16 protein-coding genes are annotated in these 25,708 nt (G+C 66.6%); 9 read left to right on the top strand and 7 right to left on the bottom strand.

Annotated features, from left to right (window positions below; all coding sequences use genetic code 11):
- Positions 1–73: 73 nt before the first annotated feature.
- The gene (locus J5V16_RS13480; protein WP_208496789.1) at positions 74–1,807 is read right to left on the bottom strand and encodes an ABC-ATPase domain-containing protein; all 1,734 of its coding nucleotides are present in this window, start codon (positions 1,805–1,807) and stop codon (positions 74–76) included.
- 192 nt (positions 1,808–1,999) lie between these two features.
- Between J5V16_RS13480 and J5V16_RS25500 the strand changes: the two genes are divergently transcribed.
- Positions 2,000–2,620, top strand: coding sequence for a response regulator transcription factor (locus tag J5V16_RS25500; RefSeq protein ID WP_307792954.1), 621 nt, complete (start codon positions 2,000–2,002; stop codon positions 2,618–2,620).
- Between the two features lie 831 nt (positions 2,621–3,451).
- On the opposite strand, the gene J5V16_RS13470 is transcribed toward J5V16_RS25500, so the two are convergent.
- Both J5V16_RS13470 and J5V16_RS13465 read right to left on the bottom strand, forming a co-directional pair.
- Positions 3,452–4,579 carry an amidase gene (locus J5V16_RS13470; protein ID WP_208496787.1) on the bottom strand — a complete coding sequence of 376 codons (1,128 nt, stop codon included), beginning with the start codon at positions 4,577–4,579 and terminating at the stop codon, positions 3,452–3,454.
- A gap of 175 nt (positions 4,580–4,754) precedes the next feature.
- Positions 4,755–5,162: a hypothetical protein gene (locus tag J5V16_RS13465; RefSeq protein WP_208496786.1), complete on the bottom strand. Its 408-nt coding sequence runs from the start codon at positions 5,160–5,162 to the stop codon at positions 4,755–4,757.
- A 514-nt stretch (positions 5,163–5,676) separates the two neighbouring features.
- Between J5V16_RS13465 and J5V16_RS25495 the strand changes: the two genes are divergently transcribed.
- Both J5V16_RS25495 and J5V16_RS13455 read left to right on the top strand, forming a co-directional pair.
- On the top strand, positions 5,677–10,116 hold the full coding sequence (locus J5V16_RS25495) for a LamG domain-containing protein (RefSeq protein ID WP_208496785.1): 4,440 nt from the start codon (positions 5,677–5,679) through the stop codon (positions 10,114–10,116).
- A 92-nt stretch (positions 10,117–10,208) separates the two neighbouring features.
- Positions 10,209–16,076, top strand: coding sequence for an RHS repeat domain-containing protein (locus J5V16_RS13455; protein ID WP_208496784.1), 5,868 nt, complete (start codon positions 10,209–10,211; stop codon positions 16,074–16,076).
- Between the two features lie 487 nt (positions 16,077–16,563).
- Here the strand turns inward: J5V16_RS13455 and J5V16_RS13450 are convergent, their stop codons facing one another.
- Positions 16,564–17,205, bottom strand: coding sequence for a dihydrofolate reductase family protein (locus tag J5V16_RS13450; RefSeq protein ID WP_208496783.1), 642 nt, complete (start codon positions 17,203–17,205; stop codon positions 16,564–16,566).
- 288 nt (positions 17,206–17,493) lie between these two features.
- Between J5V16_RS13450 and J5V16_RS13445 the strand changes: the two genes are divergently transcribed.
- Together J5V16_RS13445 and J5V16_RS13440 are read left to right on the top strand one after the other, a co-directional pair.
- Positions 17,494–18,495: a patatin-like phospholipase family protein gene (locus J5V16_RS13445; RefSeq protein ID WP_307792953.1), complete on the top strand. Its 1,002-nt coding sequence runs from the start codon at positions 17,494–17,496 to the stop codon at positions 18,493–18,495.
- Positions 18,476–20,818, top strand: a complete 2,343-nt coding sequence (locus tag J5V16_RS13440; RefSeq protein WP_208496781.1) for a protein kinase domain-containing protein — start codon at positions 18,476–18,478, stop codon at positions 20,816–20,818. Before J5V16_RS13445 ends, J5V16_RS13440 begins: the two co-directional genes overlap by 20 nt.
- Here the strand turns inward: J5V16_RS13440 and J5V16_RS13435 are convergent.
- Positions 20,815–21,186 (bottom strand): DUF5319 family protein, encoded by a 372-nt coding sequence (locus J5V16_RS13435; RefSeq protein ID WP_208496780.1) that lies wholly within the window; start codon positions 21,184–21,186, stop codon positions 20,815–20,817. The genes J5V16_RS13440 and J5V16_RS13435 overlap by 4 nt on opposite strands.
- Positions 21,187–21,346: 160 nt before the next feature.
- On the opposite strand from J5V16_RS13435, the gene J5V16_RS13430 reads away from it, so the two are divergent.
- The 4 genes from J5V16_RS13430 (at position 21,347) to J5V16_RS13415 (ending at position 24,885) form a co-directional block, all read left to right on the top strand.
- Positions 21,347–21,538, top strand: a complete 192-nt coding sequence (locus J5V16_RS13430) for a hypothetical protein (RefSeq protein ID WP_208496779.1) — start codon at positions 21,347–21,349, stop codon at positions 21,536–21,538.
- A 230-nt stretch (positions 21,539–21,768) separates the two neighbouring features.
- Positions 21,769–23,259: an IMP dehydrogenase gene (gene guaB, locus J5V16_RS13425; protein ID WP_208496883.1), complete on the top strand. Its 1,491-nt coding sequence runs from the start codon at positions 21,769–21,771 to the stop codon at positions 23,257–23,259.
- A 24-nt stretch (positions 23,260–23,283) separates the two neighbouring features.
- Complete coding sequence (locus tag J5V16_RS13420; protein WP_208496778.1) at positions 23,284–24,405, top strand: GuaB3 family IMP dehydrogenase-related protein; 1,122 nt, start codon at positions 23,284–23,286, stop codon at positions 24,403–24,405.
- 75 nt (positions 24,406–24,480) lie between these two features.
- Positions 24,481–24,885, top strand: a complete 405-nt coding sequence (locus tag J5V16_RS13415; protein ID WP_208496777.1) for a VOC family protein — start codon at positions 24,481–24,483, stop codon at positions 24,883–24,885.
- Between the two features lie 22 nt (positions 24,886–24,907).
- Here J5V16_RS13415 and J5V16_RS13410 read toward each other — a convergent pair whose 3' ends face one another.
- A complete protein-coding gene (locus tag J5V16_RS13410) occupies positions 24,908–25,300 on the bottom strand; it encodes a hypothetical protein (protein WP_208496776.1) in 393 nt (130 codons plus the stop codon).
- 85 nt (positions 25,301–25,385) lie between these two features.
- Complete coding sequence (locus J5V16_RS13405; RefSeq protein ID WP_208496775.1) at positions 25,386–25,541, bottom strand: hypothetical protein; 156 nt, start codon at positions 25,539–25,541, stop codon at positions 25,386–25,388.
- Positions 25,542–25,708: the final 167 nt, after the last annotated feature.

Below are 25,708 nucleotides of genomic sequence, written 5' to 3'. Positions count from 1 at the left end.
GAAGGCGCTTTTTTGCCTGTGATCAGGCGTTTCGCGCCCCGTCCCGGCCCCCGGGTCCACAAGGGCCGCAACCTCACTCGCTCTGGCGCACCCGAAGCTCCCGCATCCGGTTGAGCGTCGCCGCCACCTCGTGCCGCCGCGGCACCGCCAGGTCGATGTCCCTGATCCGCAGCAGCTCCTCCTCGCCGCCGGCGTCCAGCGCCTCGTCCAGGCGGTCGAGGACTTCCGCGACGGTCGACTCGCCGTCGATCCAGCCGTGCCGCGCGGCCGCCTCGATCGCCAGCCCGATCCCGGTGGTCATCGCCGGGTCGGTGATCTGCTCCACCGACCGCACGTCCACATCGGACTCGCCGAACCGCAGCCCGTCCGTGCCCCCGGCCTTGATCTTCTGCTTCCCCCGCGACTCCGACGACACCGACCGCGGGTCGATCACGCGCGCCCGCGGCATCCGGAACCCCTCGGCCTCGACCTGGCGCCCGGTCGGCTTGGCCGCCAACGCCTTCGCCCGCTCCGTCACGTCCTCGGGCCGGTACGCGTCCATGAGGATCACCCGGTCGGCGACGTCCATGTAGTCGCCTGAGCCGCCCATGACGAGGATCGTCGCCACTCCGTGCTCGTCGGCCATCGACCGCACCAGGTCGACCAGCGGCGTCAGCGGCTCGCGGTCCTTCGCCACGAGCTCCTGCATCCGCGCGTCGCGGATCATCAGGTTCGTCGCGGCCGTGTCCTCGTCGATCAAGAGCGCCTTCGCGCCCGCCTCCAGCGCCTCGACCACGGCAGCGGCCTGCGAGGTCGAGCCGGACGCGTTCTCGGTCGTGAAATGCCGCGTGTCGTCGCCGCTCGGCAGGTGGTCGACGAACGCGTGCACGTCGACGCCGGTCACCGCGCGCCCGTCCTCGGCCCGGATCTTCACCGCCGACCGGTCCGCGACCACCAGGTCCCGGCCGTCCCCAGGGATGTGGTCCCACACGCCGGACTCCAAGGCCCGCAAGAGGGTCGACTTCCCGTGGAAGCCGCCGCCGACGATCAGCGTGACGCCCGGCCCGATCCCCATGCCGCGCACCGCACCCGCGTGCGGCAGCTCGAACTCCACCGCGAGCGAGTCCGGGCTCTTGAACGGCACGCCCGACTCCAGCGGCCGCTGGTCCACGCCCGAGCGCCGCGCGAGCATCGACCCGTCCGCGACGAACGCCACGAGCCCCGCCGCCGCCACGGACTCCCTGAGCGCCTTGACGTCGTCGGCGTGGCGCGTCCACACCAGCACGTCATCCTCGGGCACCGACAGCGCCTCGTCGGCCACGTCCGGCAGGATCTCGCACAGCAGCCGCGCGGCCTGCCGGCCCGCGATCCGCCGCCCGTGCCCGGGGAACTGCGCGCCGAGCCGGAACACCACCGACCCGTCCGCGCCCACGGTGCACGAGGCCCGCCGCAGGATCTCCTGCCCCCCGCCGTCGATCCTCAGGTCCCTTGTGGGGCAGGCCTTCCTGAACCGCTTGGCGAGCAGCACCGCCAGCGCGCGCCGCCGCTCCGGCGTCGCGTACCAGTCTTCGAGCAGGTCTGCGGCCTCGGCGTCGAACTCGAGGGCGACGCGGCTCGGCGGCGCGTACGGGTCCGACTGGACCCGGGAAATGTCCAGAATCGCCGGACCTGCCCACCATTTGCCACGCAAGGATTTATATCGGCCGTAACTCGTACCTTCCAGGGCCGTTAGTTCGTTAGACAGGTCATGGCGAGGTGGATGTGAACGATGGTCACCAAAATCGCGGGACTCGGCTCGGTACGGTCGTCCGCCTCTTCGCTGTGTCATGCCCCCAGTTTCCCATCCGGGACGAGGAACTCGCGTCAAGCGAGCCCCGAACACCATGCGTCCACGCGCCGCCCCGGAAACCTCGACAAGTCACTCGAAAAATCCGCGCGAACTCGCGTCATGGCGGCGGACCGCCTGCGTGCTGGTAACAGAGAGACACGCACGGCCTACCGCAGCGAAAGGTAGAACAAAGTGAGAACCGTACTGGTCTGTGTTAAGACTCCTCAAGCCGGACAGAAGATCTCGGCCTGCGCGACCCGCATGGGCCTGGCTCAGGCGGTCAAGTCGGTCGAGGGCTCGCCCGAGCTCTTCCTCGAACTCGGCCGCCGCCAAGTGGACGTGGTGCTGGTCGACGTGGCCCTGGCCGCGCCCGACCCGGTCAAGTTCGTCAAGACCGTCCGCGCCCGCTCGCCCCGCACCGGGGTCCTCCTGTCCGGCGCGGCCGACCCGCGCACGGCGGCCATGGTGGTCGCCGCGGGCGCCCGGGGCGTCATCCGCACCCCGTCCAACAACTCCGACGACCTGCTGGTCGCGCTGGCGCAGGCGATCATGTTCGCCTCGCCGACGCTCCGGCGCGTCACCGAGACCGTGCCGCGGCAGCGTTCCACGCTGCAGGGCATGAAGCTCACGGAGCGCGAGCTCCAGGTCCTGCGGGGCATGAGCGAAGGGAAGTCGAACGCGGAGATCGGGCGCGATCTGTTCGTCTCCGAGGACACCGTCAAGACCCACGCGCGGCGCATGTTCCGCAAGCTCGGCGCGCGCGACCGGGCCCACGCGGTGGCCGAGGCCTTCCGTTCGGGCCTCGTCTGCTGACCATCCGATCCGCGTCCCGACTGGCAGGAGAGGACGCGACCGTTCCCCGGATTTTCCAGGCGCGCAACAGGACCGCCGTGACCGGCAGGATCACGCCCGGCGACGCGCGACGCGGGTGGCCGACCAGCACCCGCTAGGCAGTACAGCTCTACAACGGTGACAGGACAGGACCGAGGGATCCGCGGGGCGAGGGGGCCCCGCGGCACGGCCCCCAGGATCCGTCACGGCTGCTTCACGATCGGGCCGACGACCGCGGCCGGGGACACCCATCGTCCCGAGCGGCACGCGACCGAAACCGGCGCGATGCGACCGTGCTCCGGCCCGCAAGGCCCCGCGCTCCGAGGGCGGCTCGCTCAGCGCAGCGAGACCGCCCGTGCCGCGCGGACCGCCGCGGCGACGGACTCCGGCTCCGCTCCAAACGAGACCGGCTCGAGCAGACGTTCGTCGCGCACGCTGGGCGGCATGCTCCGGTTCAAGCGAGGCTGCCCGCGATGAACCGGCTCGTCGTGGCCGCGAACGCCGGCCGACCGGGCTCGATTCGGCGCTGCCGTTGGCGGCCGGGCGAGTTCGAGCCGACGCTTGTCGCGCACGCCGGGCGGCATGCTCCGTTCCAAGCGAGGCTGCCCGCGATGAATCGGCTCGGCGTGGCCGCGAACGCCGGCCGACCGGGCTCGATTCGGCGCTGCCGTTGGCGGCCGCACGAGTTCGAGCCGACGCTTGTCGCGCACGCCGGGCGGCATGCTCCGTTCCAAGCGAGGCTGCCCGCGATGAATCGGCTCGGCGTGAGGGCGAACGCCGACCGAGCTGACTCGATCGATTCTCCGCTTGTGGTCAGGCGAGTTCGAGCAGGCGCTCGTCGCCGCCGGGGGCGGCCACGAGTTGGAGGCCGACCGGCAGACCCTCGACGGTGCCGGCCGGCACGGCCAGGGCCGGCGCGCCCGCCAGGCCCGCGATGCACGTCAACCGGACGATCGCCTCGCGGTTCGGCGCGTCGCCGATCGTGAACGCCGGTCCCGGCGTCGCCGGAATGGCCAGCGCGACGCCGTCCGGCAGCCGGTCCCGCACGAGCGCGGTGACACCGCTGCGGACCCGTTGGGCCGCAGCGACGTCGGCGCTGTCGAGCTTCGCGGCGTTCGCGAACCGCATCGCCACGCCGGGCCCGAACTCGGGCTCGTTCGCCTCGATCCATTCGCCGTGGGCCTGCCACGCCTCCCATGCCTGCAGGGTCGCGTACGCGACCCGCGCGGCCTCGAGCGGCGCGACATCGCCGCTGTCCGCGAAGAACGGCGTCCGGTCGATCGGCAGCCCCATTGCCTCGACCTGCGGCCACACCGCGGCCGTGGTCGCCTCCGCGATCTCGTCCCAGATGTCCTGCGGCGCCAGCAGTCTCGTGATCGGCCCCGCCTCAGCCGTGCCCTCCAGCAGCACGTCCATCGCCAGCCGCAATGTCGCCGCGTCCCGCGTGAGCACCCCGGCGGTGTCGAACGACGGCGCCAGCGGCACCGCGCCTTCCAGGCTCACCCGGCCGTGCGTCGGCCGCAGCCCGAACAGCCCGCAATAGGACGCGGGCACCCGGATAGACCCGCCCGTGTCCGTCCCGAGCCCGATGTCCGCCCGCCCCAACGCGACCGCCGACGCCGACCCCGACGACGACCCGCCCGGCACCCGCCCCGGCGCGGCCGGGTTCTCCGGGGTCCCGTAGTGCGCGTTCGTCCCGTTCAGGCTCCACGCCAGCTCATCGGTGACCGTCTTCCCGACCACTCGCGCCCCGGCAGCCCGCAACCGTGCCACCGCGACCGCGTCCTCGCTCGGCACCGCATGCGTCTCGAGCCACCGCGGGTTCCCCGCCCCCGTCGGCACCCCTGCCAGATCGAACAGGTCCTTCACCGCCAACCGCAGACCCGCCAGCGGCCCTTCACGTTCGGCGTCCTCGAAGCTCCTGATGAACGGATCGGTCACGGCTCGACTCCTTCAATCCCGGCGGCCCTGTCGCGACCCAGTGTTCACCAGCCGCCGCGAAACGTCGATGCGGCCCGCCGTGCCAGGGATACATCCCGCTACTGATCCACCCTCCGAACCCGACGTGTTTCGCCGCCGCACCGGAATCGGTGCGGCGGCGCGGGTGTCGCGTCTCCTAGGCGTTCAGCGCCTCGTTGATCTTCCGGCTCATCTCGGCCATGACCGGGCTCGGCTCGCCCTTGTGGGCGCGTTCCGCGGCGGCGATCGCGATGCGGACGACCGAGCGGAAGTTCTCGGCCTCGGCCGCGTCCTCGGCGGCCAGCAGCCGCACCGACTCGCTGATCGCGGGCAGCACCTGGTCGGCGATGGCCGCAGTCGACTTGCCCGGGAACTTCAGGTCCTTCGCCTTCGCCCCGGCGATCACGTGCCCGACGGCGCCGGTCGCGGCGGCGAGCGCCAGCGACGCGTCCGTGCCGATCCGGTGCGCCGACCCGGCGATCCCCGCTGACGACATGAGCGTAACGACGCCGTAAGCGGCGGTGCGGATGGTGGTCTCGTCCTGGGCGGTGAGGTTGATGGTCATCGTCTTGCTCCAATTCCAGTTCCGGTGAGGTCGCCCTCGTTGATGAAGCAACTATCGACGCCCCGCCTTGCACCGCCCTGACACCGACCTGACAGCCCTCCTGACACCCGCACCGGCCCGCCGCAGAACATCGTCGAGTGCCGGTCCGGGGTGATCTGTCGCCAAATAGTGGGACCTGTGCCCCCGCATGCGAACGTCAGCGTTTCGAGATGACAGCGCTGTGTCATCACGCGAAACCTGAAGGGCGCCAATGGAAGTGCGAAATGGATCGTGCTCGATGAACTCCGATGTGATCACGCACGTATCGACTGATGCAAAACTGTTACATCTCCTGGTCGTCGCCGGATTGCCTGGGAGTCCATGGTGCAATTCGGACCAATCCACATTGTCCGGCTTCTGCGGAAGTCCACAAATGTTGATAGCGTGTGCTTCGCTCGCGGTCACAGCCAGTGCCGAGTCAACCCCGTAACCCCCCGATGACACCCCCATCCTCAAACTGGAGAGCGAACCCCACGTGACGAGCCCCCACCCTCGCCGCGCCATCGCACGAAGCCTGACCATCGGTCTGGCTTCGGTGATCGCAGGTGCAGCACTGAGCACCCCACCCGCCCTCGCCGAAGAACCGAACGACGCTTCCTGCACGGCTCCCGACTCCGGGCTCCAGGAGAGCAACGAGGCTGACGCGCTGGCCCTCGCCGCGGCTTGCGATGCCGAAGTCCTGATCCGTGACATGCAGGACTACACCAGTCGCTCCTACGCCCAGCCCGATGGTTCGACGACCACCGAATTCCGCGCGGTGCCCGGGTGGGTGCCTGACGAGTCCGGCGATTGGGTCGAAGTCGACACCACCGTCGAGGTAGCCGAGGACGGCTCGCTCGAAGCGGTGGCGACGGTCATGGACCTGCGATTCGGTGCCGCTGGCACGACGGAATTCGTCTCAGCAGTGAGTGCCGACGGCGAGCAAGTGTCCCTGTCCTGGCCCGACCCGCTTCCCGCGCCCGTCGCGGAAGGGTCCACTGTCGTCTACCCCGACGTACTCCCCGACGTAGACCTCGAGGTCTACGCGGGAGTCTCAGACTTCTCGTACGCCTTGGTTGTCAAGACTCCCGAAGCCGCCGCCAGCCCGGAGCTCGAGCAGATCGAACTGGGGCTCACCACTGACGGACTGGCGGTCTCGTCGGATTCGGAGGCCGACACCGCGCAGTTGACCGACGCGGAGGGTGAGTCGGCGTTCGGCGTCGCGACCCCGCTGATGTGGGACTCGTCCGCAGCCGCAGAAGGCACCCCGGAGCTCGCGGCCGCGATGGAACTGGAGATCGACGCCGACTCTCTGACCGTGGTCCCCGACCAAACGCTGCTGGACGACCCGGACGCGCAGTACCCGATCTACATCGACCCGAAGTTCTACGACACCTCCGTGTCATGGACGAACTTCCTCTACGGCGAGGCCTACGCCAACGAGATCACCTGCGGCAACGGTGCCGTCATGTGCACTGGCCTGCAGCTGTGGGAAAACGACCCCACCTTGGGATACTGGCGGGCCGGCATGATCTTCAACGGCATCCAGGCCCTCGCCGACCGCGAGGTCCGTGATGCCGGCGTCTGGATCACCCAGACTCACACGGCAGGTGTCGGCAAAACCTACGACGTCAAGCTCGTTGCGATGAACTCCTTCAACGTCGACACCGCCGCCTTCGACGACGTGTTCAACTCCAAGGTCGTCGGCACGGTCGCCACTGACTCGGTGCCGACCTCGAACGACAATTACAACGAAACCGACCAGACTATCGCCTGGACGAGCACCACAGGTCTCAAGAACCGTATGCAGGCCTTGGCTGACGACGGTTCGAACACTGCGCCGTTCGCCGTCGTCTCCGGCGACGAAACCGATAGGTACCAGTGGCGCAAGATGGATCCGAGTACGGCGACGCTCCTGGTCACCCATGCGGCGAACCCGCCGAGGTCCCTCAAGACCGCCGGCAAGGACTGCTCGACTTCGGCCCCGGGCCTGACGCTCAACACCTTGCAGCCCGTGCTGACGGCGACGACTCCGTCGAATCTCCTCTCGTCAACGCATCTGGATTTCAGAGTCGTCGACCCCGGTCCCAGCCCTGACGTCACCATCGCGGAGATGACCGTCTCGGGTGTCGCCGAGAGCACCGCGTACTCTGCGACGGTTCCCTCAGGAAAGCTCGTGCGCGGCAAGAACTACTACTGGGAAGCACGCGTCAGGGATGCCGACAGCAGTCACGATGCAGTCGGGGAATGGACCGCGAACTGCCACTTCCGCCTGAACCAGCTGCCGACGACACCAACGGCTCTCAAGACCGAAGATCAAGCCTGCGGGACACAAGCGTCCCCGACGCTTGTGACCTCCACGACGCCGAAGTTTTCCGCACTACCGGGCGACCCCGACGACGGATCATCCCTCGTGACGCGCTTTCGCTTTTACGCGCAAACCGGCGATCACATCTGGGAGGACACAGAGACCCTGCTTGAGGGCGGAACATCAGCCATAACGCGCCTTTCCGCTAATGAGGCAACGGAAGGCCTCTACCGGTGGAATGCAAGGACTGAAGACGCGTTCACTCAGAGCGCATGGTCGGCCTACTGTTGGGTGCGGATAGACTCGACCCCTCCCAGCCCGCCCGATGTCGTTCAGGTAACCACGAGCCCACTTCCAGGCCAGACGGTTACGTTCGAACTCATCAGTGACTCGGACGTCAAGAGCTTCAACTATTCCTTCAACAGCGCGGCGGAGAAATCGATCCCCGCGACCGCCGGCAGGGCACAGCTTCAACTGACATTGCCGGCTACCGGGTCGATCCAGCACACCTTGCAGGTAACGGCGTGGGACGTCCCGGTAGGCAGCACCGGCAACCCCTCCAGCCCAACCACTCTCATATTCACTGCCATCGCTGCTCAGCCTGCTGAAGCAGTGGGGGCATGGCGCTTCGATGGCGATCTGCTTGACGACGCAGGCGAACACGATCTGACTCCGCTCGGAGCTGCGGTCACTGGACCTGACCGTGCGGGACGCCCCGATTCGGCTGCAGTCTTCGACGGCACCAGCGCGTCCTGCCTCAAAGCAGGCAGCCCGATCGTCGATACGAAGAGTTCGTACACCGTCGCCGGGTGGGTCAACGCCGCGTCCGCGCCTGCATCGGAAGCCGCGGTCATCGACGTGACCGGCGCGGTCTCGAGCAACATGAAGCTCCTGCTGACCACCAGTGGTAAATGGGGCGTTGCGATGAGCAACGCCGATGGTGGGACAACAGGCGTCTCAGTCGTCTCACCTACGACCGCTCAATTCGGGACATGGACGCATGTGTCTGCGGTTTACGACGCGGCGGCAGTTCGTCTGCGACTGTATGTCAACGGATTCCTGGTGGGTTCCAAGGAGGCTCCAGACGCATGGACTGCGAACGGGGTCTTCTCCGTCGGCTGCGGCGTCAAGGCGAGTGGCAGCACCTTCGGGCACTTCGCCGGTTCGGTCGACGATGCGGTGATCTTCGGCCAGCCACTGACCGGTCAGCAGATCGATGAGTCGATGGGTGGAGCCGGAATCCCGGCCGCGCTGCAAGCTTGGTACCCGCTTCGCTACGACAAGACGCCCGGTGTAGTGCCCGGTGCAGACTATTCGGGGCGCGGACCAGACCTGACCGCGATGCCGACGACCCCGGTGTGGGAGTCCGATCAGCACGGTCGCGAAAACAGCGCTCTGAAGTTTGACGGGTCGACTTGCCCCACGGCTGAGACGGTCCCGGTTCGCACTGACTCCGCGTTCACGGTCTCGGCCTGGGTTCGCCTTGACGCTGACCACCTCAACGCCCATCCGCGTGTCTTCAGCTTCCACGGCTCCCAGTACTTCTCGGTGATGGCCAAGTACAACGCCAGCACCGACAGGTGGAACGTGTCGGTGACCTCCGAAGACTCTGCCGCGCCCGACTGGGGCGAGGGCGCGGTCAGCACAGAGACCGGGGGCGCCACCGAGACCGAGTGGACCCAGATCACGGTGGCCGTCGACCCGGACCACAACCGGCTCGACCTGTTCGTGAACGGAGCATTCTCCGACAGCGGAGTCATGTCGACCGAATGGGACCCGTGGCGGGCCAGCGAGTTCGTCATCGGGTGCGGTGGCACCAGCGACGGAGCACGGTACACGCAATGGGACGGTGCGATTTCCGACGTCCGAGTCTGGCGCGGCGCGCTGGATGCGACCGAAGTCAACACGACGCACACTGAAGCTCTCGGCTGGTGGGAGCTCGGAGAAGTCCCTGAGGGCACGGACGCGTGGGGTGGTCACGACCTGACGTTGAACGGCGCCTATTCGTGGGAGCTTGACCGCTATAACTTCTGCTGGGCTGCATATGGGCTCTCGCTGGAAGGCCAAGGATGGGCGGAAACCGCTGGTCCGGTCATCACGACTGACGAGTCGTTCACGGTTGCTGCTTGGGTCCGCCTTGACGACACCGATGGCTACCGAACGATCGTCTCGCAGACGGGCACCACTTATGGTGCATTCAACCTCAGCTACAACCCGAATGCGGGAAGATTCCAACTCTCCATGCCGCAGTCCGACTCGGAGAACACGAAGTGGACGCGCGCTCTGGCGAACAGCTCGCCAGTAGTGGGGAAGTGGTACCACCTAGCGGCCCAGGTCGACCTTGGTGCCGGAACCATCCGGCTATACGTCGACGGAGTCTTGCAGGATCAAGTGGGGCAGCTGGTCGACTCTCCCTGGCAGGCAAACGGTCCATTGACGATCGGCGCAGCAGAGCAGTTCGGGACGATGGTGAACCAAATGGTCGGTGGTATTGACGAGGTTGTCGCCTTTAGCGGAGTCCTTGACGAACAAGCGATCAAGACTCTCGCCGAGGACAACCCCGGACCTGAACCGACAGGTGACCCAGAATGCACCGATCCCACTGACCCGCCCCCGGTCATCGACTGACGCCTTTAGGTGGGACGGCGCCTCAACGCCGTCCCGCCACCACTCGAAACCTCCGAGTCCCCCCTCGACACCCCCTTGAGAAAGGCCCTTCCATGACGCCTGGCACCCGCACCGCATGGTCGCGGCATGGCAAGAACGCCGTCCGCTACGTCTCTGCGATGACCTTGATAGCCGGCGCGGCGCTGTTCGCCTACCAGACTCCGGCCCAGGCGCAGTCGGGTGCGACCGACCCGGATGTGGGCACCCCGGTGTCGACCTCCCCGGTCGGAGGGACCCCAGTGGACCTAGGCGGCGAGGGGCTGACGACGGACTCGGGGAAGATCTCGATCCCGTCGGCCGGCGGCTCCGGGGGATCGACGGCGACCGGCGACTGGTCGGCCACCGACCTCTCGAACGCGGGCTCGTGGTCGCAAGGCGGCTCGACCGGCGGCTTCAACTACACGTACGGTATCGAATTGCCCCCGGCCGAAGGCCCAGTGCCATCGGTCGGTCTCTCCTACTCCTCCCAAGCGGTCGACGGGCACACATCGTCCTCCAACAATCAGTCCGGACTCATCGGCGACGGCTGGTCCTACACGCCGGGCTACATCGAGCGCACCTACGTGAACTGCATGTCGGACGACGACGGCGGCAACACCCCTGAGGCGACGGCCGACCGCTGCTGGGACGGGAAGTCCCCGTCGGTCACGCTGGTACTCGAGGGCGTCAACTCGACGCTCGTCCTCGACGACGACACCAACACCTGGACCGCCTCGGCGGATCCGGGCTGGAAGGTCGAACTCCTCGGATCCGCGGCGACTCCGACTGCGGCGACCAGCGAGCGCTGGCGCGTCACGACCACCGACGGGACGGTCTACAACTTCGGAGCCCGAGCCGCCAGTACTGGTTCACGCTTGACGGTTCCCGTGTTCGGCAACCACTCCGGTGAATCCTGCTACAAGGCCGATGACTTCGCCGGCTCCGACTGCGCCCAGGCTTACCGCTGGATGGTCGACGAGATCACCGACGTTCACGACAACCGCACCCGCTTCGAGTGGGCCACCGAGACGGGCCACTACGGCGCCGCCGTCGACGAGAACAACCGCGTCGCCTTCCACCGCTCCGCGCGGCTGACCCGCATCGACTACGGACTGCGTGCCGCCCCCGCCGCCGACGCCGGCGTGCAGGCCGGGCGTGTGTCTTTCACTTACACCGACCGGTGCGAATCCGCCTGCTACAATACTGACAACACCCCGAAGGCCGCCTCCTGGCCCGAGACCCCCTGGGACAAGAACTGCGCTGTCGCGCCCTGCACGGACCTGTTCTCCCCGGCGTTCTTCTCCTCCAAGCGGCTCTCGTCGATCGAGACCTACGTCCCCAACGGCTCGGGCGGCTTCACCAAGGTCGACTCCTGGGCGCTCACCCAGCAGTTCCTCGACTACGGCAACGCCGAGGACACTGTGCTTTGGCTCAAGTCGATCCAGCACACCGGGCACGTCGGCGGCACCGAGTCAACCCCGCCCGTGACGTTCAACGGCATCGCCTTCCCCAACCGGGTCGAGCACTCCGAAGGTACCCCCTCGATGTGGCGCACCCGCCTCACCGCGATCACTTCCGAAACCGGCGCCGTCACCGGTGTCTGGTATTCCGCACCGTCCTGCACCTGGGACGCCCTGCCGGACAAGCTGAACAACGCCAGCCTCTGCTACCCGGTGCTCTCAGAAGAAGGCACAACCGAGGAGTGGTTCCACAAGTACGTGGTCACCGAGGTGGCCGAGTTCGACACCACCGGAGGCCAGGTTCCGCTCCGCACGTATTACTCGTACTCGACCCTGGGGGGCGGCACGACTCGGCTTTGGGCCTGGGACGACTCCGAGCACACCGACGACAAGCTCCGCACTTACAACCAATGGCGCGGTTATGCCGAGGTCACGACCAGGTCCGGCGACCCGAGCGAGGGCCCGCAGCTGTCCTCCCGCACCCGATACCATCGCGGCATGAACGGCCAGCCGACGACGGCGACCGGCACCGGCTCGCTCGAGGTGTTGCTCACCGACTCCGAGAGCAAGACCGTCACCGACCACGAGGCGCTGGCCGGCGCAGTCTTCGAGACCGCCTCTTACGATGGCGAGCGCCTCATCTCCGCCACCGTCTCCGGGTACTGGACCAAACTTGCGGCCGAACGCACCTACGACGGCGGTTCCTGGAAAGCCTGGTACACCAGACAGGAAAGCTCCGAAACCCGGACGCTCCTTGATACCTCCACCGCGACCTGGCAGCGCACCCGGACTCTGACGACCTATGACGACCGCGGCCGCGTCAAGACCGTGTCCGATCTGGGTGACCTCGACGTCGACGAGGATCAGCGATGCTCGACGACCACCTACGCGGACAATGCGACCGCGAATCTCTACGGCCTGGTCCGAACGGCGGAAGTCGTCGCTGTCGCCTGCGGTGAGACTGCCGCTCTTCCGGCGGATCTGATCAGCAGCACCAAGTTCTACTACGACAAAGACACCACCGGCACCGCCGCGCCGACCGATGGCCTGCTGACTTCCACCCAGATCGTCAAGGACCACAACGGCACCAGCGCGACCTGGGTCGAGACGATGAGCGCTACTTACGACGGACTCGGTCGCGTTCTGACCACCTCGGACGCCCTCGACCGTACGACCACGACGACCTACGCCCCGACCAACGGCGGCGTCGTCACTTCAGTCACGACCGCGAACGCGCTCAATCACACTTCGACGGTGTACACCGACAAGTCCCGTGGCCTCCCGGTCAAGACCGTCGACGCCAACAACCGCGTCGCCGAGACGACCTACGACCCGCTTGGACGGCTCACGGCTGCATGGGGTCCCGGCTGGTCCAAGGCCTCGAACCCCAATCTCCCGACCGTTGCCTACGACTATGAGGTCTCCAACTCCGCCCCTTCATCAGTGACGACCTTCGCGATCACCCCGAACACCACGCAGCGGACCAACAGCGTCGTGCTCTACGACTCTCTCCTTCGAGAGGTCCAGACCCAGGTTCCCACCGCGCAAGGGGGACGCCTGATCACCGGGATCGAGTACGACACCCGTGGCCTCACCATGTGGGCCTCGGGACCGAACTGGGACTCAGAGAACGACCCCGGCAGCGACCTTGTCTATGTTGCGCAAGGTGAAGACCAGGCTCGCACGTTCTACTCGTACGATGGTGCCGGCCGGGTCGTCCTCGAAGAGTTCATGTCCCACCAGGAGATCCTGCACGCGACCGAGACGATTTACGGCGGCTCGAACAAGGGCTGGATGATCAGCGTTAACCCTCCCGCTGGCGCGACGCCGACCGCGACGATCACAAACGCCCAAGGCGAACTGATCGAGAAGCGCGACTTCCACGGCGACGCCCCGACCGGTGACTCCGACACCACGCTGTACAGCTACGACCACCGCGGCAACCTCGCCAAGGTCACCGACCCGGACGGCAACAACTGGTCGTACACCTACGACCTGCGCGGCCGCCAGATCTCGGCGACCGACCCCGACACCGGCACCACTACGGCCGCCTACGATGACGCGGGCCAGCTGATCCAGACCGTCGATGAGCGCGGCCAAATGCTGACCACCACTTACGACGCGCTCGGTCGCCGGTACAACCTCTATTCGGGCGACGCCAACGGCACTCGCCTCAACGCCTGGAGGTATGACTCTGTCGCCGGTGGCAAGGGACTGCCTTACCTCTCGGTGTCGTACATCGACGGCAAGGCTGTGACTACTGAAGTGCGGCAATATGACAGTGCCGGTCGACCGACCTCGATCACACAGTGGATTCCTGAGATAACCGGGTTCACCTCGCTGGACGGCTCCTACAACATCCAGCAGGACTACCGTGTCGACGGCTCACCTGCCATCACCAGGTTCCCGCAGGTCTCGGGCATTGGGGCAGAAGCTGTTGCATACCACTACAACGACCTCGGACAAGTGACCCGAGTTAACGGCAACTTCAACGATGGTGCCACCCCTTCGATCGACTACGTCTCCAGCGCCACATACACCGCATTCGGGGAGCTTGCTCAGCGTGTGCTCGGTAGCAACTCCGGGCAGAAGACGTACCAGACCTGGGCGTACGAGGATGGCACCCGCCGCCTCGAGCGGCACCGGCTCTCTCGTGACTCCGTGTCCGCGCCAGTCGTCGCCGATCTTTCGTATGAATACGACGATGCCGGGAAGATCCTGTCGATCGCCGACGCCGCAACGGGCTCACCGAGCGAACCTGAACGGCAGTGCTTCGTCTACGACTACCTCCAACGCCTTACTGAGGCGTGGGCTCAAGCCGGCACCGGCGCTTGTGCGACAGAAGCCGACCTGGACGCCAACGACATGGGCGGGCCCGGCGCCTACTGGACCAGCTACGACTACGACGTGACCGGCAACCGCACGTCCGTAACCGACCACGCTGCGAGCGGCACGAGCACGACGGCCACGTACGCCTACACCGCTGACGAGGCTCACCTCGTCGACAAGGTCACCATCGGCCAAACGGTCAACGACTACAACTGGGATGCCTCCGGAAACCTCACCGAGCGCACTATCAACGGCGAGAAGGAGGCCCTGACCTGGAACGCGGCGGGCAAGCTCACCTCAATCACCAACGACGCGGGCACGGCCACGACCGATGATGACGGCACCACTCGCATGCTGTACGACGGCGAGAACAACCGCATCGGCCGCATCGACGCGGACGGCACCCAGAACCTGTTCGTCGGCGGCCAGGAGCTAGTGGTGGATCCGCAGGGCGTTGTTCACGCCACCAGGACCTATAGCCACAATGGCGAAATGATCGCGACCCGATCAACCGACACCGGCCTGACCTGGATCGGCTCCACCCACCAGGGCACCGCAGCCTGGGCAATCAGCGCCGTGACAATGGTCCTCACCTTCAGGCGCCAAGACACCTTCGGCAACACCAGGGGAGAAGGTGCCGACTGGACTGCGACGCAACAGGGTTACCACACCGGCACCGAAGACCCGACGGGTCTTGTGAGCATGGGTGCCCGCTTCTACGACCCGACGACGGGACGGTTCATCTCAAGAGACCCCATCCAAGCCTTCACCGACAGTCAGCAGATCAACGGCTACGCTTACGCCCATAACAACCCCATCAACTCCTCAGACCCAACCGGGCTCTGGGACTGCAACTGGCAGTGCCAGCAGCAATATGAACAATCCAAAGCGAACTGCAATTGCAATATGCCCGACGATATCCGCGATAACGGCGATATCGAGCTGCCCGGGGACGAAGGATATGGTGTTCCGGACAATTACAGTCCGGACTGCGATTGCACCACGACAGATATCGGTGATGGCAATATTCTCATCGAGACGCCTGATGCTACGATTCTGAATGGCATAGATATTTCGGATCTCGGAAATATCGATGAACTTCTTGGCGATATCATGGACATGATGGACCAAGAAGGCCTCGCTGGAATGTGGGGAACCGCTGTCGCTATTGACCAGATCTGTGGTCGCGATATCGGAGAAAAATACAACTGTGACTGGTTGATCCAGAACAGGGATCTTATCGATCTATCCTATTGCGCAGCATACTCAGACGATTCGTGTGATGCCGAGGCATCTCTGCCAAATCGCAATGGAGAGCTGGTTAGGGTGTCCTATGGGGACATACTCGCAGATATGAAGGCTGTCGAACAGGCTTCGGGTGTCACTGGAGGAGACGGTTCGTATTCTTTGATGCGAGACGTCTATACCGGTATTGGTGTAGTTATGCCGAGCGTCTATTGTGCTTTCGTGTGGTATGCCTGTGCGGCCGGAGTCATTGGCGGAGTTGCATTTGGGCAACTAGGTGCATGTGAGGATCCGATGGGCAAGGGTTGCACAGGTGGTCTTACGAGAGCGATTACCTTGGCGGTATTGGGCGCCGCAGCAGGAAAGCTGGGAAGCTATATCCATAATAAGTATGACAAGAAAGGGTAACATATTAGCGCCGTCGGCGTTTCGGATCCTGAGTCTTGAGAGTTCATTGCGAAGCAAGGAGTGAAAGGAGGATGGGGCTCCGTGGGGAGGCTTGGATGGCTTGTAGTCGCCAGTTTGATTGTGGCGATGCTACTGACGATTCGACTATCTCTGCTATCGGCTCCGCGCTTGTTCAATGCGCTTGGGAGCGGGCCGATGTTCGTTGGGTCACTGGTAATCCTTGCGATTCTGAGTGGTGTGATGTTGAGTTTTCGGTTGAATGGAAGCATCGGTCCGACATTTGCCTGGGTCCTCAGTCTGGTCGGGTTCTCCTATGCCGGATTCATGTTCGGTTTTGGAGAATTCTTCTCAGGGCGAAATTCGGCTGTTTTTTTTGAAACCGGCCTTGCGTATTGGGGCATGAGCTTGGTTTTGATTGGGCAACTAGTCTTCTATCTCAGGAGAGATATTACGTTGAGTCGGAACTAGACTGGGCCGCTGGCCGCTACTACTTCCAGAAGAGGTGGTGCGTGACGCCGCTGGGGCTGGGGACCGCTTCGTGGTGGAAGCGGTCGGCGAGGTCGTCGGGGGAGTTCCAGAAGCGGACGCCGGTGCCGATCGCGACGGGGGCGACGACGATATGGAGGGTGTCGACCAGGTCGGCGTCGAGAAACTCGCGGATGGTGGTGCCGCCGCCGCCGAGGCGGACGTCCTTGCCCTCAGCGGCCTTCTTCGCCTCTTCGAGGACTGAGGCCGGGTCGGCGTCGGTGAAGTGGAACGTGGTGTCGGAGAGCGAGAACGAGGGCCGGAGGTGGTGGGTCATGACGAAGACCGGGGTGTGGAACGGCGGCTCGTCGCCCCACCAGCCCTGCCAGTCGTAGTTCTCCCAGGGGCCGCGGAACGGACTGAACTTGTTGGCGCCCATGATCTCCGCGCCGATGTTGTTCTTGAAGTCGCGCGTGAAGTAGTCGTCGAGGCCGCGGGTGCCGCCGGGGTCGGTGCGGTTGGGCCAGCTGGCCGTGGCGCCGGCCCAGGACATCAGCTGCCCGGGGTCGGCGTTGCCGAAGGGGTGCTCGAGGCTCTGGCCCTTGCCGGCGCCGAAGCCGTCGCTCGTGACGACGAAGTTCTGGACTCGGAGCAGCTGAGTCATGGTGTAGCCCTTCCTTGTTCTGCCTGGTGTTGCAACTGAGACCGCGCGCGCCGCGCGGATTCATCGGCGCGAGGATCGGTGTGGTCCATGTCACCGTATGCCGCTGATGCGGGTGCAGCAGGGGAATCGCCGGCGGCGTTTCGGAACTGCGCAATATGGTCGATCACGCTATCCTGAGGGCAATCCGATTCCGCCGCTCCTTCACACCCCCTGAGCGAGGCCGAATTGTCCGATACGTATGCCCACGATGCCGACCGGTACTGGAACGACGATCATCCTGTCCTTGAAGTGATACGGGCGCGCCAAGCTGCGGGTTCGGCGCCCGGAGCGCGCGCCGACGGCTGCAGGCTGGGCCTGGCCGTCGAAGGCGGCGGGATGCGCGGGGTCACCTCCGCCGCGATGCTCGTCGCCCTCGACGACCTGGGTCTGCGCGGCGTGTTCGACGCCGTGTACAGCACCTCGTCCGGTTCGATCAACGCCGCCTACTTCCTGGCAGGCGGCGACTGCTGGTACCCGCTGACCATCTACTTCGACGACCTGTGCACCCGCGAGTTCGTGGACGTGCGGAACGTGTTCACCAAGCGCCCCATGCTCAACCTCGACTACGCCTTCGAAGTGGTGCTGGAGACGGTCAAGCCGCTCGACTTCGAGCAGATCCTGAAGAACCCGGCCGAGTTCCACGTCGCGATCAGCCTGGTGGACAGCCTGACCGCCATCGGCCCGCACGAGTTCGAGTCCCGCGAGGACTTGAAGGCGGCCCTGAAGGCGAGCTGCTGGATGCCCGTGGCCGTCCCCGGGACGGGCGTCTTCCGCGGCGAGCGCGCCCTCGACGGCGGCGTGCTCACCGCCCACCCCTCCCTGCTGGCCATCGAAGACGGGTGCACCCACGTGCTCTCCCTCAGCACCAAACCGATCAAGGCGCCGCCGACGCGCCTCCCACCGGGCCGCCGCTTCTCGGTCGCCTACCTCGAACGAATCCGGAAAGGACTCGGCCAGGCCTACGTCGCCTCCCAGTTCCAATACCGCACGCAGCGAAAGCAGCTGCAGCGCTGGATGACCGAGCCCGGGGACGGTCCGCAGGTGCTCGACCTCGCGCCGCTGCCGTGGATGAAGGAGGTCGGGAACCAGACGAGGGACCGCGACGCCCTCATCGCCGCCGCCCGCCACGCGCACGCCGTCATGGCCGCCGCGATCCAAGGCGTCCCGGTCGCGGAGATCCGCGACGGGTCCTTCCGGTCCGTGCCCCGCATCGTCACCGTGAGGACCGCCAATGGCAAACGCATCGGCTAAACACCTCGTCGAAGCCTGCGCGCACCTCGCCGGGCGCACCGATGAGCGCGACGCCGAACGGAAACTCAACGGCTGGAGCGTCAGGGACTGGCGGACCGCGCTCCTCGACGTGCCGCTCGACGAGCGCGCCTACGCCGACCGCTTCCTGGTCGATCGGGTCGTCGAGATCGAGCGGCTGTGGACCTGGTGGACCGCTCCCGAGCCCGACGGCCGCGTCACCCCTGAAACCGCCGGCTACCTCGGACTCTTCCTGCTCACGCTCATCTCGATGCACCGCTCGGACCGGATGCGGTACCACGGCGACGCCTATGAGGCCGTTGCGATCGCGAACCAGTCGACGGACGCGCTGTGCACGGTGCTCGTCGCCGACCCCCGCGTCCAGGACGCCATCAAGCGGCTCTATGCGCCTCCGCCGCAGAAGGACAGGAAGGCGGCGTCGGTCTGGGGCCGGGTCGACTTCAGCACCATGGCCTTTCACCGGGGCGGCACGACGTCGTTCATCCTCACCGTGGACACCGTCCCCCAGCCGGGTGTCCGCACGTCGAGGTACGCCCTCAAATGCCTCATCTACCCCTACCTGCGCAATCCGGCGATCGTCAAGGCCACCAGCGACTACGACCGGGCGTTCGGCGGCGAGCGCGACGGCGACTCGCCCCTCGTCGCCGTCTGGGCCAGCCACGACAGCTGGATCATCATGGAGTTCCTCGAAGGGGCGACGCTCGCCGACAAGCTCCGGGAGGTCGCGAAGGGCCGCAAGGACCCGAAGTCCGAGCTCCTGCGGCCCGTCGACATCGAGCAGCTGCGCGTCCTCGGCCCCCTGCTGCTCAACGCGATGGCCGCGCTCGCGAAGGAGGTCGGGCACCACAACGACCTCACGCCGTCGAACATAATCGTCCAGGAGGAGAACGGCGCCCCGGTCAGGATGAAACTCATCGACCTCGGCGTGAACTTCCTCCATACGAGGACGCTCGTCGGCGCCGAGTCCCGCGAGTCCGTCTACATCGCACCCGAAGTCAAGGCCTCCGGTGTCGGCGGCGACCTCGCCGACCTCTACTCGGTCGGCATGGTGCTCATCGCGATCGGGGGAATCCCCCATAGCGCGCCGGGCACGGTTCCCGACCAGTTCTACGTCGCCTCGGTCGGTCTCGCGCGACTCCTCGAAGACCTGGTCGACGCCGACCCGGAGCAGCGCCTGGCCGTCTCCGGCATCGACCCCGGCCGCGGCCGCTTCGCCGAGATCCGCGACCTCTTCGCGTGCGAGATCGAAGTGCTGGAAGCGGCCGAGAAGGAGAGGCCGAAGACCCCCTACGAGCGGTTGAAGCACCTGCTGCCGGGAGTGAAGGCGGTCAATCGCCAGCGCGACATCTGGAAGGTCCGCCGCAGGCAGGCCGAGCGGATCGACGAGCGGGCGCATCCGATGCGGGCGCACCACCTGCGGCAGGCGCGGGGGCTCAAGCGCTGGGCCTTCGCCTGCGCGTTGATCTCGTGGGCGACGCTGGCGCTCATCCTGACCTGGTGGTCGCGGGACCTCGACTTCTTCTGGCAGGCGAAGTGGGTGGAGTACGCCAACGGCCTCCTCAACCGCTCCGAGGACCAGGGCATCCTTTTCCTCGACGACATCCGCGCCGCGGACTACCCGATCCCGGACGCGTGGGACAACCTGCCGGTGCGGATCGTGGCCGTCTCGTACGCGATCCCGGGCCTGCGGCTGTACATGAACGTCTTCGCCGACATGACGCCGCGTTCGGCGCTGCGCAGGCGCGGTTGGAGGGGCGTGCGCACGGCCGCGGCCTCGTTCATGATGCGGGGCGCGGCCATCTACCCGAGCGTGTACATCCTGCTGCCGACGCTGGTGCAGCGGAAGTGGTGGTTCCTGTTCTCCCCCTTGGGGGTCATCACGGTGGCGACGCTGATCACCGCGTGCCTGTGGTTCGCGCTCGACGCCAACGCGCGCGCCCGCGCCTGGGACGGCGGCAAGGGCCTCTCGACCGTCCCCAAAGGAGAGATCATGACGCTGCAGCGCCTGGTGTCATGGCAGCCCACCGCCTGGCTCTACGCCGTCCCGGTGGTCATCATCGGGATCTTCCTCTACAACGACCGGCTGCAGGACGAGCTCATGTACGCGATCATGATCGCGCTGATCAACATCGGCATCCAGACGTTCAAGAACACCGGTACCGACGCCCCGTACGTGCGGGCCGGGCTCACCCGGGCGATCCTCGCGGCCGAACGGCTCGACGTGCTCGAGCAGCGGGCGGCGAAGCGGAAAGCGCCGAAGCCCAGGGCCGACGAGCCGGTGAAGGAGGCCGAAGCGGTCGGCTAGACGGCGTCCTCGCCGTGCGTCATGATCCAGCAGTCCGAGAATCCCCGAGCGTAGTCCCAGGTCACGTAGTGGGCCGGGTCGGGATCGTAGGCGGGCTCGTGGACCTGCGCGCAGTTGGCCTCGAGAAGGCCGCGCAGGTTCGCCATGAGCAGGCCCCAGGTGAAGTAGTGCGCTTCGTCGCAGTCGGCGCAGTCGACGACGACGCCCCGGTAGCCCTGCGGTTGCAGCACCTTCTCGAACAGCTCCAGTTCGTGGAGGTCCTCGAGGAGGTCCGCGCGGTCGTCGTCGTCCAGGTCGGGTTCGAACGGGGCGATCGCCTCCGCGTGGTCGGGATCGTCGGCGAACGGGTCGCGTGGCTCCTCATACACATCTACCAGCCTAACGCTTGGCAACGACGTTGCCGGAAGCCCGCGGTGCGCGGGCGGTGACTCCCGGATGCGTGCCAGCCTCGGCTCCGCGTGCTGACACCGCGCGGGGCGCTCGTTAGGCTGGGCCGCAAGTCAACCCGCTAGCACTGAGGAGACGGCCATGGACGGCTTCGGCGAGAACGTAGAAGAGATCTTCGACGACGTGGTGGACGGCGTCGCGGACGCGGTCACCGACATCGACGCCACCGAGGTCTGGGAGGACGTCAGCGAGACCGCGGGCGACGCCTGGGAGGCCGTGTCGGAGTCCGACACGTTCGAGGCCGCGTCCGAGGAAGTCCAGGACCTTTTCTAGGGCAGAACGGTCAAACCCGTAACGGGCCTGTCGGCATCGCCGCCGGGCCCGTCCGGTCATCCCCCCAATGCGCGGTGTTTCCGCTGCGAATCACACCTCAAGGGGACGTGTGCGCTGCGGAGCGACGCAGATTACGGCTCTACGATTGGAGCATGGCGTTCTCAGGGGATTTCGGAATTCAGGGGCACGAGGGTGCCGCCGGTGAGCGGGTCGGAGGCACCACGGTGCCGATGGGCGCGGCCAGTGCCATTCCACTCGGCCTCACCTTCGACGACGTACTGCTCCTGCCCGGCGAATCCGACGTGATCCCGGCCAAAGTCGACACGTCTTCGCAGCTCACCCGCAATATCCGCATCTCGGTCCCGCTGCTGACGGCCGCGATGGACACCGTCACCGAGGCCCGCATGGCCATCGCCATGGCCCGTCTCGGCGGCTTCGGCATCCTCCACCGGAACATGTCCGCCGAGGACCAGGCCCAGCACGTGGACCTCGTCAAGCGCTCCGAGTCCGGCATGGTCGCCGACCCGGTCACCTGCTCTCCCGACGACACGCTCGAGCAGGTCGACAAGCTCTGCGGCAAGTACCGCATCTCGGGCCTCCCCGTCACCGACGAGGCCGGGAAGCTCGTCGGCATCATCACCAACCGCGACATGCGCTTCGAGACCGACCACTCCGTCAAGGTCGCCGGCGTCATGACCTCCCGGAACCTCGTCACCGCCCCCGAGGGCGTCTCCAACGAGCAGGCGCTCGAACTGCTGAAGCGGCACAAGATCGAGAAGCTCCCGATCGTCGACGGCGAAGGGTTCCTCCGCGGCCTCATCACCGTCAAGGACTTCGCCAAGCGCGAGGAGTTCCCGAACGCCTCCAAGGACGACTCCGGGCGCCTGCGCGTCGGCGGCGCGATCGGCGTCGGCGAGGAGCAGTACGCCCGCGCCGGCCAGCTCGTCGAGGCCGGCGTCGACGTCCTCTCCGTCGACTCCTCGCACGGCCACGCGCGCGCCGTGCTCGAGATGATCGCCCTCCTCAACAAGGACTTCGGCGACCGGGTCGACATCATCGGCGGCAACATCGTCACCGCCGCCGCCGCGAACGCCATGATCGACGCGGGCGCCGACAGCATCAAGGTCGGCGTCGGCCCCGGCGCCATCTGCACCACCCGCGTCGTCTCCGGCGTCGGCGCCCCGCAGATCTCCGCGATCATGGACACCGTCCGCGTCGCCCGCGAACGCGGCGTCCCGGTCATCGCCGACGGCGGCATCCAGTACTCCGGCGACATCGCGAAGGCCATCGTCGCCGGCGCCTCCACCGTCATGATGGGGCAGCTGTTCGCCGGCTGCGCCGAGAGCCCCGGCGAGCTCATCTACATGAACGGCAAGCAGTTCAAGTCCTACCGCGGCATGGGCTCGCTCGGCGCGATGCAGTCGCGCGGCGAGGCCAAGTCCTACTCGAAGGACCGCTACTTCCAGGGCGAGGTCGAGACCAACGACAAGCTCGTCCCCGAAGGCGTCGAGGGCCAAGTGCCCTATCGCGGCACCCTCGCACAGGTGGTCTACCAGCTCGTGGGCGGACTGCGCAGTGCCATGGGCTACACCGGGGCCGGTACCATCGAGGCGATGCATGAGCGCGGCCGTCTGGTCCGGATCACCGCTGCGGGCCTCAAGGAGAGCCACCCGCACGACATCCAGATGACCGTGGAAGCACCCAACTACCACACGCGGTAGTCGGGCCCTGTAGGAGGAGTGACTGTGCGGGAATTGGTCGAGATCGGCCCCGGCAAGATCGTGGCGCGCGGCTGGCGGCTGTCCGAAGTGGCGCTCGTGCCTACCCGGCGTACCCGGGACATCGACGATGTCTCGACCGAATGGCAGCTCGACGCCTACCGGTTCGAGATCCCGGCCGTGGGGCACCCGTCCGACGCGACGATGAGCCCGACGTCGGTGATCGAGATGGGCCGCCTCGGCGGCCTCGGGGTCCTCAACGGCGAAGGGCTGTGGTGTCGCTACGTCGACCCCAACTCGCTGCTCAAGGAACTGGCGGACACGCCGGTTGAAACCGCCATCGAGCGGCTGCAGGAGATCTACGCCGAGCCGGTGAAGCCCGAGCTCATCGCGGAGCGGATCGCCGAGCTGCGCGCCGGCGGGATCACCACCGCGATCCGCTTCAGCCCGCAGCACACCGCCGAACTCGCGCCGCTCGCGGTCGAGGCCGGGGTGGACCTGCTGGTCATCCAGGGCACGATCGTCTCGGCGGAGCACGTCTCCTCCGGCGGCGACGTCCTCAACCTGAAGCAGTTCATCGCCGACCTGGACGTCCCGGTCGTCGTGGGCGGGGCCACCAACTACAAGACCGCGATGCACCTGATGCGCACCGGCGCCGCCGGTGTCATCGTCGGCGTCGGCTCCGACGACTGGTCCACCACGGACACGGTCCTCGGCATCGACGTCCCGATGGCCTCCGCGATCGTCGAAGCCGCGGCCGCGCGCCGCGACTACCTCGACGAGACCGGCGGGCGCTACGTGCACCTCATCGCGGACGGCGAGATGACCAACTCCGGCGCGATCGCCAAGGCCATCGCCTGCGGCGCCGACTCGGTCATGCTCGGCTCGATCCTCGCCGACGCCGCCGAGTCCCCGGCCGCCGGCGCCTGGTGGCACTCCGCCGCCTCGCACCCGAAGCTCCCGCGCGGCCGCTTCCGCCCGGGCGACTCCGGCGACGTCGAGGTCCCCGACCTCGAGGCGATCCTCTACGGCCCCAGCAATTCCTCGGACGGCAGCCAGAACCTCTTCGGAGGCCTGCGCCGCGCCATGGCCAAGACCGGCTACACCACGGTCAAGGAATTCCAGAAGGCCAGCCTGGTCACCGCGTAACAGCGAACGAAAGGCCCGGAACGCTTCGCGTTCCGGGCCTTTCGCATCCGCTCCGCTCTGTGGGACCATCTCCCGATGCTGAAACTCACCGATTTCATCATCGACTGCCCCGAGCCCATGAAGCTCGCGGCCTTCTACGCCGAGGTCACCGGCGAGCCGGTCAAGCCCGACAGCACCGACATGTGGGCCGGTATCAAGTTCGGCGCGATCGAACTCGCCTTCCAGCGCGTCGACGACTTCCGCCCCTCCTCCTGGCCCGACGACGAGCACCCCAAGCAGTTCCACCTCGACTTCGAAGTCGACGAGTTCGAACCCGAACACGAACGCCTCACCGCCCTCGGCGCCACCCTCCAGAAGCGCTTCTGGAAAGGCGAAGGCTACGGCTGGCACATCTACACCGACCCGGTCGGCCACCCCTTCTGCCTCTGCCGCAACAAAGGCGTCGTCTGGCAGGACGGCACCCCGATCTGGCCGTCCTGACCGCCGGCCCCGGCTCCGGCGCTCACGGAGCCTCATCGGGGTCGGCTGGCTGGTGGTCGCGCTCGAACTGTTCGATGAACGTGCACCATTCGTCGCGCTTGGCTTCGCCGCGGTGGACCGGGACTCGCCGACGCTCACCGTTGGCGCGGACCTCGAAAAGCCTGCCGGTTTCAGCATCGAATTCGAGGCGGCCGAACCCTTCGCGCGGGTAGACCTGCCAGAATCCCCATACCCGATCACGGGCTTCGACGGTCTTCGACTGCGGGTGGTACACGAGGAGACGACTCCAGATGTGCGATTTCAGCCCAACGCCGAGGAACCCGCCGATGATCCCTCCGATGAGTCCGGGCCCGGGCCCGCCCAGAAACCACGGGAGCGCGGGGGCCGATTCAGGGTTGTGGAGGTAGAGGGCCACGACACCAGTACAGCGAGTACGAGCAGGCTGAGACCGACCAACAGCACTTTCGGGTTCCGCTCCCGGTGCACCTCGATCGGAGCGCTCACAGCCGGCGCTCCTGCAGGAGGTCGGTGAAGTGCTTCCAGGCCTTGGGTTCGATCTGCCAGGCGGCGGCCACGAGTCGCCGTCTGCCGTCGGCGCGGACTTCGTGGATCGCGTTGAGGGGTTCGGGGCTCGGGGGGTCGAGGGGTTGAGCCATGTGTGGGCTTTCGTTGTTCGAGGGGGCCGGAGGGGCGGCGGGGTCGGTTGGTTTTATCGGGATCGCGGCCGGTGGTGGGTTCTGCTGGATCGTCCGGTTCGGAGGGCAGCGAGGTGGGCCTTTTGGCTGATGGGCCGGTCATGCTCTCGGGGAAATGAGCTCTTGCA

Origin of the sequence: Glycomyces niveus, from assembly GCF_017592475.1 — a bacterium.
Taxonomy (GTDB): Bacteria; Actinomycetota; Actinomycetes; order Mycobacteriales; family Micromonosporaceae; genus Glycomyces; species Glycomyces niveus.
Note: the sequence above shows the minus strand (reverse complement) of the source record. Positions and strands in the feature narration are given on the sequence as shown.